Origin of the sequence: Pseudomonas sp. GM79 (assembly GCF_000282495.1) — a bacterium.
Classification (GTDB): Bacteria; Pseudomonadota; Gammaproteobacteria; order Pseudomonadales; family Pseudomonadaceae; genus Aquipseudomonas.
This window is the reverse complement of record NZ_AKJE01000110.1, coordinates 14,752-26,078: the sequence shown is the minus strand read 5'-3', so window position 1 is coordinate 26,078 and position 11,327 is coordinate 14,752. Positions and strand designations below refer to the sequence as shown.

The 11,327-nt window shown below is 58.9% G+C and carries 11 protein-coding genes; 6 read left to right on the top strand and 5 right to left on the bottom strand.

Going from position 1 to position 11,327, the window contains the following annotated elements; all coding sequences use genetic code 11:
- The first annotated feature begins 63 nt into the window (after positions 1-63).
- On the top strand, positions 64-888 hold the full coding sequence (locus PMI36_RS03260; protein ID WP_008075597.1) for an alpha/beta fold hydrolase: 825 nt from the start codon (positions 64-66) through the stop codon (positions 886-888).
- A 124-nt stretch (positions 889-1,012) separates the two neighbouring features.
- Here PMI36_RS03260 and dsbG read toward each other — a convergent pair whose 3' ends face one another.
- The 5 genes from dsbG to PMI36_RS03285 form a co-directional block, all read right to left on the bottom strand.
- Positions 1,013-1,780: a thiol:disulfide interchange protein DsbG gene (gene dsbG / locus PMI36_RS03265; RefSeq protein WP_008075596.1), complete on the bottom strand. Its 768-nt coding sequence runs from the start codon at positions 1,778-1,780 to the stop codon at positions 1,013-1,015.
- Entirely contained in the window at positions 1,756-2,622 is an 867-nt protein-coding gene (locus tag PMI36_RS03270; RefSeq protein ID WP_008075594.1) for a TlpA disulfide reductase family protein, read from the bottom strand. The genes dsbG and PMI36_RS03270 overlap by 25 nt, the downstream gene beginning before the upstream one ends.
- Positions 2,622-4,361 carry a protein-disulfide reductase DsbD gene (gene dsbD / locus PMI36_RS03275; RefSeq protein WP_008075593.1) on the bottom strand — a complete coding sequence of 580 codons (1,740 nt, stop codon included), beginning with the start codon at positions 4,359-4,361 and terminating at the stop codon, positions 2,622-2,624. Before dsbD ends, PMI36_RS03270 begins: the two co-directional genes overlap by 1 nt.
- A 141-nt stretch (positions 4,362-4,502) precedes the next feature.
- A complete protein-coding gene (locus PMI36_RS03280; RefSeq protein ID WP_008075591.1) occupies positions 4,503-5,471 on the bottom strand; it encodes a tetratricopeptide repeat protein in 969 nt (322 codons plus the stop codon).
- Positions 5,472-5,650: 179 nt separating this feature from the next.
- On the bottom strand, positions 5,651-6,346 hold the full coding sequence (locus PMI36_RS03285) for a hypothetical protein (RefSeq protein ID WP_008075589.1): 696 nt from the start codon (positions 6,344-6,346) through the stop codon (positions 5,651-5,653).
- 337 nt (positions 6,347-6,683) lie between these two features.
- Between PMI36_RS03285 and PMI36_RS03290 the strand changes: the two genes are divergently transcribed.
- From PMI36_RS03290 to PMI36_RS03310, 5 genes are all read left to right on the top strand, one after another.
- Positions 6,684-7,364, top strand: a complete 681-nt coding sequence (locus PMI36_RS03290) for a response regulator (protein ID WP_008075588.1) — start codon at positions 6,684-6,686, stop codon at positions 7,362-7,364.
- A complete protein-coding gene (locus PMI36_RS03295; protein ID WP_008075587.1) occupies positions 7,361-8,686 on the top strand; it encodes an ATP-binding protein in 1,326 nt (441 codons plus the stop codon). Before PMI36_RS03290 ends, PMI36_RS03295 begins: the two co-directional genes overlap by 4 nt.
- A gap of 244 nt (positions 8,687-8,930) precedes the next feature.
- Positions 8,931-9,416 carry a GNAT family N-acetyltransferase gene (locus tag PMI36_RS03300; RefSeq protein WP_008075586.1) on the top strand — a complete coding sequence of 162 codons (486 nt, stop codon included), beginning with the start codon at positions 8,931-8,933 and terminating at the stop codon, positions 9,414-9,416.
- A gap of 143 nt (positions 9,417-9,559) precedes the next feature.
- On the top strand, positions 9,560-10,972 hold the full coding sequence (locus PMI36_RS03305; RefSeq protein WP_008075584.1) for an aspartate aminotransferase family protein: 1,413 nt from the start codon (positions 9,560-9,562) through the stop codon (positions 10,970-10,972).
- Between the two features lie 81 nt (positions 10,973-11,053).
- Positions 11,054-11,281, top strand: a complete 228-nt coding sequence (locus tag PMI36_RS03310; RefSeq protein WP_007934245.1) for an MbtH family protein — start codon at positions 11,054-11,056, stop codon at positions 11,279-11,281.
- The last annotated feature ends 46 nt before the right edge of the window (positions 11,282-11,327 follow it).

Below are 11,327 nucleotides of genomic sequence, written 5' to 3'. Positions count from 1 at the left end.
TCGCCACCGGCTCAGTCTTCCTGTGCTTTTTTAATGGATATTATTTCACCAGGGAGACAGTCGATGCCCTTCGTAACGGTTGATGGACAAGCGCTTCACTACATAGATCAAGGCACAGGCCCTGCGGTACTGCTGGCCGGCAGTTACCTGTGGGATCAGGCTATGTGGGTGCCGCAGATTACGGCGCTGTCGCAGCACTATCGGGTCATCGCCCTGGACCTGTGGGGCCATGGCCAATCCGGGCGGATGCCCGAATGCACAAACTCGCTGGATGACGTGGCATGCCAGGCCCTGGCATTGCTCGATCATCTGGACATCCATAAGGTCACGCTGGTCGGTCTTTCGGTCGGTGCCATGTGGGGCGTTCGACTGGCGCTGTCAGCACCGCAGCGGCTCAACGGTCTGGTGCTGATGGACACCTACGTCGGCGTCGAGCCGGAACCGACTCGCCAATACTATTTCTCGCTGTTCCAGCAGATCGAAGACAGCGGTGTGATCTCGCCGCAACTGCTCGACATTATTGTTCCGATCTTCTTCCGTCCGGGCATCGATCCGCAGTCGGCGCTGTATCAGGATTTCCGCGCCAGACTGGCTGCGCTGCCGGCCGACCGTCTGCGTGAAAGCATTGTGCCAATGGGGCGGATTACCTTTGGTCGTGACGATCTGTTGCCGCGCCTGGGTGAACTGAACCCTGAAACCACGCTGTTGATGTGTGGCGATCAGGACAAACCGCGACCGCCGTCGGAAACCAAAGAAATGGCCGAGTTGATTGGTTGCCCGTATGTGCTGGTGCCGGAGGCGGGGCATATCTCCAATCTGGAGAATCCGGCATTCGTCACCGAGGCGCTGCTGAGGTTTCTGGGCGAGAGAACCTGCAAGTCCGTGTAATCGTTCTTCGCGAGCAAGCCCGCTCCCACAGTTGAGCGAGTTCTTTAATTGAAATGCGGTCGAATGTGGGAGCGGGCTTGCTCGCGAAGGCGCCAGTGAAATCACCTCAACCCTGAAGGCAGAATCACTTAGGCCCCAGAATCTTCACCAGTTTCTCCGGCGACGGCGCACCTTGCTGCTGTTGCAGCTGGCCCTTGTCATCCATGTAGAAAATCGCCGGCGTGGCGGCCAGTTCCAGCTCTTCCATCAACTGCATGTTCGCCGCGAGTTTCGCCTGAATCGCCGGCGGCACATCTTTCAGCGCCTTGAGCGAACTGTCTTTACCGGATTTCTCGTGGTCGGCCAACGCTTTCTGCGGATCCTTGGCAGCCAGCAGCGCGGCGGATTTGCCCGGGCTGTCTTCGCGAATGATGCCGACCATGATGTGCCGCAATTGCACCTTGCCAGCCTTGACCCACGGCCGCGCCTGTTCCCAGAACATGTTGCAGTACGGGCAATTCGGGTCACTGAACAGATAGACGATTCGCGGTGCGTCCTTGTTGCCGTCACCGATCCAGTTGCTTGCTTCCATCTTGCTCCAGACTTCCTTGGCCATCGGCGCGTAGACCAGTTTTTGCAACGGCGCGCTGCTCAGGTCATTGCCTTCGGCGTCGTACAAATTGCCCAACAGTACATGTTTGCCGTCCGGGGTCAGGTACAACGCCATGCCACGGTTCTGGTACTGCGCCGCATAACCGCGCAGGCCGTCGGGCGCGTCGAAGGTGCCAACAATTTTGGCGCCTTTGGCTTCGATCTTCTTGATCGCTTCAGGCAATTCTTCGGCCTGTACCGACGGCAAGTGCAGCAGGGCGGCACCCAGGGTTAACGTCAGCAGGTGGCGGAGGCGGAGCATGGCAATTTCCTTGAAGGCGTGGCCGAGGTGGCCGGGTTCGGGGTGTCGAAGTTTTCCAGGGCGCGGGTCAGGCTGGCTTCAGAGAGCTCGCCCAGATGGCTGCCCAGCAGGTGCCCGTCGGGGCTATAGAACAGCGTAGTCGGCAATGCCATGGAACCCACGGCCTGACCCAAGCGACCGCGGCCATCGAACAGCACGTTAGTCAGGCTCAGGCCCTGGGTTTCGAGGAAGGTGGCGACGCTCTGCATGCTTTCGGCCTGGTTGACGAACAGGAAGGTCAGGTCCGGGCGCTGCATCTGGGCATTTTCCAGTACCGGCATTTCCCGGCGGCATGGCGGGCACCAGGTAGCCCAAAGGTTGATCACCAGCGGGCCGCCCTGGTAATCGCTGAGTTGCACCGTTTGCCCAGCGGCATTGCGCAGGGTGATCTGCGGCAGACGCGTGCCTTGTTCGTAAATACTCAGGGAGAACGTCGCCAGCAGCCAGAACGCCAGGCCACTGACCACGCCAAAGCCCAACGGCTTGCGCAGGCCCGGGCGACGCCAGCCTCGATACATGGCAGCGAGTAACAGCACGACCACCCCCGGCCAGGCGAGAAAACCACCGTCGCGCAGGTCGATGATCTGCCATGGATCGTTGCGATACTGTGCCCAGTAGGCAATCACGAAACCGACCCGGGCCACCAGCAGGCCCAGCAGGAACAGGCTGAACAGCACCGACTCCGGGTTCTCGCCACCACGCTTGGCCACCCGCCAGCCGACAAAAGTCGCCAGTGCCAGGGCACTGATCAGCAGCAGGTGATTAAGGGCGATGGCAAAGGTGCCGAGGGTAAAGGTCAGCATTAACGAGCGTCTCGGGTGGTGGTCCAGCGTTGCAGGAAGGTGTCGGCATCGACCTCGCCGGTGATGCGCTGGCTGCGGCGCTCGATGCCGTCAGTGCCGATCCACAACAGGCTTGGCGGCCCCGGCACTTTATAACGGCCGAGCAGTTCGCGGCTGGCGGCATTGTCGGCGGTGACGTCCAGCCGTAGCAAGCGTACATCGCTGAGCGCTTGCAGGACTTGCGGTTTGCCGAAGACCTGTTTTTCCATGACTTTGCACGCCACACACCAGTCGGCGTAGTAGTCCAGCAGCACCCATTGGCCCTGGGCCTTGGCCGCATCGAGTTCGCGTTGCAGCACCGCGGGTTCCCTGATCGTCGTGAAGGCATCATGAATGCTGGGCGCGGCGGCGTCGGTACGGCCGGCGCTGTACACCTGCAATGGCTGATACGGATCGTCACTGCCACCCGCCGCACCGACCACCAGCAGACTGCCCCATAGACCCAACAGCAACGAACTGGCGCCGAACAGATGGGCAATCCGGCCAAACCCCTGCGACTGCTTCCAGGCGCTATAGGCGGCGATCAGCAGCAAGGCACCGCACAACCCGAGCCACAGCGATTCATCCAGCACCGGGCGCAACATCAGCAGCGCGGTGGCGAGGAACAGGAAACCGAACACGCCTTTGAGCAGGTTCATCCAGGCGCCGGGTTTGGGCAGGAAACGATTGCCGACGGTCACCAGCAACAGCAGCGGTATACCGATGCCGATGCCCATGGCGAACAGAATCAGCCCGCCGTGCAGCGCATTGCCGCTCTGGGCGATATAGAGCAGGGCGCCGGCCAATGGGGCGGTCATGCACGGTCCCACCAGCAGGCCGGACAAAGCCCCGAGCGCACCGGCACCGATCAGGCTGCCACCGCGCTGATTGCGCGAAACATGTTCCAGCCGATCTCGCACGGCCACCGGCAACTGCAGCTCGAAGAAACCGAACATCGGCAAGGCCAGCAGCACGAACACCGCCGCAAAGCTGCCCAGCAGCCATGGATTCTGTAGCAGTGCCTGAAGGTTCGCCCCGAGCAGCGCAGCCACAACGCCCATCGCCGCATACACCAGCGCCATGCTGATCACGTAGCTGCCGGCCAGGGCAAAACCGCGCTTGGGCGTGGCGCCACTGCCAACGATCAACCCCGCCAGAATCGGCAACATCGGCAACGAGCAAGGCGTGAACGCCAGCAGCAGGCCCAAGCCGAAGAACACCAGCAAGCTCCAGCCCAGCGCCCGTTGCTGCAGGTCGCTGGCCAAGGCTTGATCCGGTGCCTCATTTAAAAGGCTCGGAGTTGTGGTGTTGCCTAAATACACCACTTGAGTGTGGGGCGGATAACACAACCCGGCATCGGCACAGCCCTGGAAACCCACCTTGATCTGGCCGCTGGCACCCGCCGGGATCTTCAGTTCCAGGCCTTGGCGATAAACCTGCTGTTCACCGAAAAACTCATCGCTGTGAGCTTCACCTTCAGGCAACACCGGTTTGTACTGCGCAGGCAAATCGTCGAACTTCAGGCGTTTTTGGTACAGGTAGTAACCGTCGGCAATCTGCCAGAACAATTGCGTTTCACCGGACGCCAAGCGCTCGGAGGTGAAGATGAACGCTTTTTCGATGGGTAGAAAGTCGGGTTTTCTGTCGAATGGATTGTTCCCCGGCTGCGCCTGAGCAAGGCAGGTAAACAGCCAGAGAAGAAAAACAAGAAAACCGCGCATCGACAAGGCCTTAAAACATTGCAATTGCCGAGCACGATGATGGCTGCCGATTAACCCGGTGTTAACGAGCAAGACATGATTATTAGCCAGGCTGATTCGCGCTGGAATCCAGGATTCACAGCGCGAATCATCCTTAATGGCTTACCGAAGATCGCTGTAGGTCAATCTGAATTCCGACAGTGGGGGATGCGTACTCTTCCACTCTTGCGCAAATGCCTTGCCGGCTTCTATGTCTTCTTTGGACATGTCCTGCGCAATGATTGAAAGATTGCTAAACGCGGTGTTGTAGCGCGGGGATTCCCGAGAGGTATCGAGCACCAGCCAAATGAGGCCGTAGCTATTGATCAGGTTCTTCTCGAAGCCGTATTCGGTATCGATGCCATTCTCATCCTCATAGACGCCACCCAACCTATAGCCGTACTCGAGCACCGCGTTTACATCGTTCAATTGCGCCCTTTTGATCAGCCACTCTCTCCTGTTGGGAAGATCATGGCTAATGGGTGGGCGATTGCTGTACCAGTGCATCGCTCGAGAGAACCCCGCCTCGGCCGCACGTTTGAGCCAACGGTCGATAGTGGACCTGCGTTTAATCGCATCCGGAATGAGGGTGTGGTCCTTGTCATACACAAGGGCGAGTATGTATTGCCCTTCCAGAAAACCTGCTTCAGCCGATTTTTTCAGCCAGGCGATATCCTTGGTTATTTCATAAAGTTGAAGCATGGCTTCGCCATCGCCGCTGTCGGCACGCCCTTGCGCAAGTGTTTTGGCTTGCTTAAGGGACGCGTCATCAGCCAATCGCAGCAGGGCGTAGACGTCGCCCTGAGCTGCTGCCAGGGCGTACCAATCTCTGTCGGCGTGGGTTTGATCCTCCTCCTTGAGGTTGTTTTCCCGGCGCCTGATGACTTCTGCGAGTGCGTACTGCGATTTACGATCTCCAGCGGTGGCGGCAATGGTCAGATAAGCCTCCGAATCCCGGTATTCCCCCAGGTTGTAGAGCTCCAGCCCCTTTTTTCTGGCGGCTGCTTGCTCATTGGTCAACCGGGCAATCAGCGAGCTCAATGTGTTGAGCAAGCTGAACAGAGTCGTCAAAGCGGATGAGTGTGTATACATAGTCAATACCTGTGTGAGTGGACAATTGGGGTGGTACGCACACAGGTTATTCAGGTGAGAAGGAGGACGTGCGTTACATATATATATGACGCGCGAGAAATCACCCGTCGTCTGGAGAAAAGCCAGCGGTCCCCCGGCCCAAGGCATGATCCTCCCAGGAAGCGGAATCCGATGCCGTCTCAGTCTTGTATCAACCCTGGCCAGGTGTCGTCATCTATTGTTGTCGGCCCCGTCTCTGCCCTGTTGTCCTTTATGTTGTATCTGATGTATCTGTTGTTGGTCAGAAAGATATAGAAGTAGCTGTCGAAAAGCGGGGCGTCGTTTTGCACGGCTGTTATGATTCGGTTTTTGTAAGGTCCCAATCCGGGCCAAGAGTCAGGTGTGATGGGCTTTATTGATGTTTTTTGTGTTCTGTAATTGAAGTTGATGTAATGTCCATCATTCGTCAAAAACTTGAATAGATATTTGAAGCCGAATATTTCCCACCATGTGCCGGCCACGATGCGGTCGAAATAAGGAAGTAGCGAGTGCCACAACGAATCTTCAAGACGATAAGTTCCGGTTACTTTGTCGTAATCCTGGTCGTACTTACAGACCATCGGAGTGCCATTGGCATAATAGAACAGCCATAAAATGTCATCACCTCCGTTCGGGTGGCCCCCAACCCCAGTGACTGTAAAACCGAAACGCAGATCTTTGACGTGAGCGTGAAAGCTTCCCCAGTTATCGGCTGTTATCTCGGCAGGATATCCCTCGTCAACCTTGTTCTCGCCAAGATCAAATCTGGAGTAGGTATTGCTGTCTTTGAAGAAGAAGTAAATTTTATCTTTTCCTGCGCGCCAATCGACGGCAACAAAATTCTTGAGTGTCGACATGATCTGATTCCTTTCAGTTGGCTGAAGAGTGTTTATAGTAAATAAATGGCATCTCTTCGAGCCTGATAGTGTGGGGTGTTAATGTCGGAGTTAGACTATCGTTAGATATTGATCTTTGATATGGCTTTTTGTGGGTTGATTGTTTCGGTTTGAGACTGCTATGTTTCATGTCAACTAAGAGGAGGGTGTCAAAATGATTAAGGCGATCATCAAATACCTATCTGGTACGCTGGACGACCACTGAACGAAAGGCCTGCTTCTCGTCGGCCGTGGGGCTTGCCATAATTGCGGCTTAATCCACATCTGTTTGACTCGCGTTTTTGCTCATGGAGCTCCCATGCACGTACTGGTTTGCGAAGACGATGAGCTGATTGCCAGCGGCATTGTTGCCGGCCTCACGGCCCAGGGCCTGACGGTGGAACACGTGGCCACCGCTTCCGCCGCCCGGGCGATGCTCAAGGTGGCCGAGTTCGACGTCATGGTGCTCGATCTCGGCCTGCCGGACGAAGATGGCCTCAAGTTGTTGCAGCAGTTGCGTCACCATGGCCTCGAAATCCCGGTGCTGATCCTCACTGCGCGGGATTCGGTCACCGACCGGGTCGACGGCCTGCAAGCCGGTGCCGATGACTACTTGCTCAAACCGTTTGACCTGCGCGAACTCGCCGCCCGTCTGCATACGCTGTTGCGACGGGTGGCGGGTCGCAGCGTCAACCTGATTGAACATGGTCGTTTGACCTACGACCCGAGCAGCCGAGAAACCCTGCTCGGCGGCCGACCCGTCGATTTGTCGCGCCGTGAACAATCGCTGTTGCAAGCCTTGCTGCACAACCGTGGCCGGGTGTTGTCCACCGAGCAACTCAAGGACAGTGTCTACGGTTTCAATGACGAACTGGAAAGCAACGCCCTTAACGTCCATATCCATCACCTGCGGCGCAAACTCGGCAACGGCATCGTCGAGACCGTGCGTGGCTTGGGCTATCGCCTGGGGCCGGCCGATGGCGGAGAGCAATCGAAGTGATGAGTCTGCGTTTGCGCCTGAGCCTGACCCTCGGCGCCGCGTTTGCGCTGATCTGGGCCCTGGCCGCCGCCTGGATGCTCAGTGATCTGCGCAACCAGATGATGTTTTCCCTGGACCAGCGGCTGGTGGCGTCCGCGCGGATGGTGGCCGGGCTGCTGGAGCAACTGCCTGCGTTGCCGAGCAAGGGCGAGGGGACCCATTTCAGCGCTGAACAGCTGAGTATCCCTGGCGGCATGGCCTGTCAGGTCAGCTCGTTGCGCGGCGAAATCCTGGCCCGCAGCCACAGTAGCCCCGAACAAACCCTGGAAGCCGAAAAAATGGGCTTTCACGATCAAATGATCGATGGCGCACCCTGGCGCAGCTTCACCCTGGCGCGCGGTAATGTGCGCATTACCACTGCCGACCGGCAAATCGAGCGCGAAGCGCTGAACATGTCCATCCTGCTGGCGGCCTCGGTACCGGTCGGCGTGGCGCTGCTCGGCTGCCTGTGTCTGTTGTGGCTCGGCATCGGTCAGGGGCTGGCACCGCTTAATCGTATGCGCGATGCGCTGATGCGGCGCAGTGCCGATTCTCTGGAGCCGTTGCAGATCCAGCCGCTGCCCAGCGAACTGCAACCGCTGCTGGAAACTCAGAATCAGTTGTTCCTGCGTATTGGCAAGACCATCGAGCGCGAACGGCGCCTGACCGGTGATGCCGCGCATGAATTGCGCAGCCCGCTGACCGCGATCAAAACCCATCTGCAAGTGGCGCGCATGACTGAAGGCAGCGCCCGGGATCAGTCCCTGGCGCGGGCTGAAGAGGGCGCTGACCGACTTCACCGCACGCTTGAACAATTGCTGCTGCTGGCGCGCGTCGAGGGCAGTCTGTCGTTCGATGATGGCGTGCAATGCAGCGCCGAACAGGTGGCGAAACTGGCGATACAGGATGCGGCCAGCGGTGATCGTCAGCGGATCAAGTTTCAGGTGCCGACCACATTCTCCGATGCGCCGCTGCAAATGCCCGCGGTGCTGTCGATTGCCGCATTGCGCAACTTGCTCGACAACGCCCTGCGCCATACCCCAGGAAATGGGGCCGTGGAGCTGAGCCTGGAAACCACCAACAATCGCGTGCGCTTTTTGGTCCGCGACCACGGCCCAGGGATTGCCGAAGATGACCTGCAACACCTGACCCAACGCTTCTGGCGCAACGGCCAGAGCACCGGTTGCGGCCTCGGACTGGCGATTGTCCAGGCCATCGTCCAGCGTTGCGGCTGCACCCTGCATTTCGACAGCCGACCGGATGGCTTGCGGGTCGAATTGACGATGCCGTTGCAACCGGTCTGACAAGCCACCGCAGAGCAAATGTGGGAGCGGGCTTGCTCGCGAAGGCGGAGTATCAGCCAACATCATTGTTGAATGTGAAATCGCTTTCGCGAGCAAGCCCGCTCCCACAGTGGATCTGTGTGATCACAGGACCTGTGACTATCCTGGTCGCACACCAAATGTAACGTCTCTCCATTAGCCACCCGGCCCTCACAGCGCTATCGTCCCTGGCAGCTTTGACTCAATGGATTGAGGTAACAGCGCCATGGATGCATCGATACACATCTGCAAGGCAACGCCTGCCGACGCCGGGATCATCAGCCGCATCGTCGAGCGCTCCATTCGCGTCGGCTGCGCGCTGGACCATCGCAACGATCCGCGAACCGTCGCCACCTGGACCCACAACAAAACCATTGAACACGTGCAACCCTGGCTGGCCGACTCGCGGTTGTACCTGAACATCGCCCTGTTGCAGGACAAACCTATCGGCGTCGCCATGGCGGCGATCAGCGGCAAGGTCGCGTTCTGCTATGTACAGCCGGAATGGTTTCGACGCGGCGCCGGACAAGCGCTGGTGCATGATCTCGAAACCTGGTTGATCGCTCAGGGTTTGCCTCACGCGCGGCTCAACAGCACCCGTACCGGTGAGGCGTTTTATCACCGTCTGGGTTACCGGGCTTGCGCTGAAACCTTCACCGTGGCGGGACTCCACGCCATTCCCATGCACAAGGCGCTGTCACCACCTTCATAGAAAGCTGATCGAGGGTCTAAATCCTTGAGGTCCTGATGCGTTTCCAAAACAGGAAAACCTGCAAGTGCGCCCCGTGACCGGAACGCGCACCTGCCCGGTGTGCAGTTTTGGTCACTATCAACAGCGTATTGAGGGATCGAGAGATGTCAGTCGCTATCAGCCTTATCGAAGATCAGCCTGCCCGGATCGTTCCGACGCCTGCCGAGACGCTTTATCAGTTCAACGAATCGCCATTGCTGGCTCGTCAAAGCCAGCAGGAGTCGAACGCTCGCAGCTATCCGCGGCGCATTCCCCTGGCACTCAAGCGAGCCAAGGGCATTTATGTCGAGGATGTCGAAGGCCGCAGTTTCATTGATTGCCTGGCCGGTGCGGGGACTCTGGCTTTGGGACACAACCACCCGGTGGTGATCGAAGCGATCCAGCAAGTGCTGACCGATGAACTGCCGCTGCACACACTCGACCTCACTACGCCGGTCAAGGATCAGTTTGTTCAGGACCTGTTCGGTCTGTTGCCGCCGGCATTGGCCGCTGAAGCGAAGATTCAGTTCTGCGGCCCCACCGGCACCGATGCGGTAGAAGCCGCGCTGAAACTGGTGCGCACCGCCACCGGACGCAGCACGGTTTTGTCGTTCCAGGGCGGTTATCACGGCATGAGCCAGGGCGCGCTGAGCCTGATGGGCAGTCTGGGGCCGAAGAAACCGCTGGGTGCGTTGCTCAGCAGTGGCGTGCAGTTCATGCCGTATCCCTACGATTACCGTTGCCCGTTCGGGCTCGGCGGCGCGCAGGGGGTGCAGGTCAACCTGAGTTACCTGGAAAACCTGCTGAATGATCCAGAGGCCGGCGTGCAATTGCCTGCTGCGGTGATCGTCGAAGCGGTACAGGGCGAAGGCGGGGTGATTCCGGCCGATCTCGACTGGCTGCGCGGCTTGCGACGCATCACCGAGAAGGCCGGCGTAGCGCTGATCGTCGATGAAATCCAGAGCGGTTTTGCCCGCACCGGCAAGATGTTCGCCTTCGAGCACGCCGGGATCATTCCAGACGTGGTGGTGATGTCCAAAGCCATCGGTGGCAGCCTGCCGCTGGCGGTGGTGGTCTATCGCGACTGGCTCGACACCTGGCTGCCGGGCGCCCATGCCGGGACCTTCCGCGGTAATCAGATGGCAATGGCCGCAGGCTCTGCGGTGATGCGCTACCTGACAGAGCACAAGGTTTGCGAGCATGCCGCCGCCATGGGCGAACGCTTGAGTGAACACCTGCACATCCTGCAACGGGACTTCCCGCAACTGGGCGATATCCGCGGGCGGGGCTTGATGCTGGGCGTTGAGCTGGTCGACCCGACCGGCGCGCCGGACGTTCAAGGGCATCCACCGATATTCGCTCGGCTGGCGCCGTTGGTGCAGCGCGAATGCCTCAAACGCGGATTGATCCTCGAGCTGGGCGGGCGTCACGGCGGTGTCGTGCGTTTCCTGCCACCGTTGGTGATCACGGCCGCGGAAATCGATCGGGTGGCCGGCATTTTCGGCAGGGCCATGGCTGCGGCCATCGCCAGCCTCTAAATTTTTTGGTGCCTTGAACGTTCCTTCTACATAACGGCTGCGCACGGCGTGCAGCCCACCCTACAGCGATGGAGAGACAGCATGACGTCAGTATTCGACCGCGAGGACATCCTCTTTCAGGTCGTGGTCAACCACGAAGAGCAATACTCGATCTGGCCCGACTACAAAGCCGTGCCACAAGGCTGGCGCACCGTGGGCAAGAGCGGCCTGAAAAAGGAATGCCTGGCCTACATCGAAGAGGTCTGGACTGACATGCGTCCACTGAGCCTGCGCCAGAAAATGGAAGAACAGGCGGCTGTGGCTCACTGAGTCACCGCGCAAAAAGAAGCCCGCTGATCTTATCGGTTCAGCGGGC

Excerpts from the sequence above, each read along its gene's own strand:
- PMI36_RS03260 (WP_008075597.1), top strand. The coding sequence starts at position 64 with ATGCCCTTCGTAACGGTTGATGGACAAGCGCTTCACTACATAGATCAA.
- dsbG (WP_008075596.1), bottom strand. The coding sequence starts at position 1,780 with ATGCTCCGCCTCCGCCACCTGCTGACGTTAACCCTGGGTGCCGCCCTG.
- PMI36_RS03270 (WP_008075594.1), bottom strand. The coding sequence starts at position 2,622 with ATGCTGACCTTTACCCTCGGCACCTTTGCCATCGCCCTTAATCACCTG.
- dsbD (WP_008075593.1), bottom strand. The coding sequence starts at position 4,361 with ATGCGCGGTTTTCTTGTTTTTCTTCTCTGGCTGTTTACCTGCCTTGCT.
- PMI36_RS03280 (WP_008075591.1), bottom strand. The coding sequence starts at position 5,471 with ATGTATACACACTCATCCGCTTTGACGACTCTGTTCAGCTTGCTCAAC.
- PMI36_RS03285 (WP_008075589.1), bottom strand. The coding sequence starts at position 6,346 with ATGTCGACACTCAAGAATTTTGTTGCCGTCGATTGGCGCGCAGGAAAA.
- PMI36_RS03290 (WP_008075588.1), top strand. The coding sequence starts at position 6,684 with ATGCACGTACTGGTTTGCGAAGACGATGAGCTGATTGCCAGCGGCATT.
- PMI36_RS03300 (WP_008075586.1), top strand. The coding sequence starts at position 8,931 with ATGGATGCATCGATACACATCTGCAAGGCAACGCCTGCCGACGCCGGG.
- PMI36_RS03305 (WP_008075584.1), top strand. The coding sequence starts at position 9,560 with ATGTCAGTCGCTATCAGCCTTATCGAAGATCAGCCTGCCCGGATCGTT.
- PMI36_RS03310 (WP_007934245.1), top strand. The coding sequence starts at position 11,054 with ATGACGTCAGTATTCGACCGCGAGGACATCCTCTTTCAGGTCGTGGTC.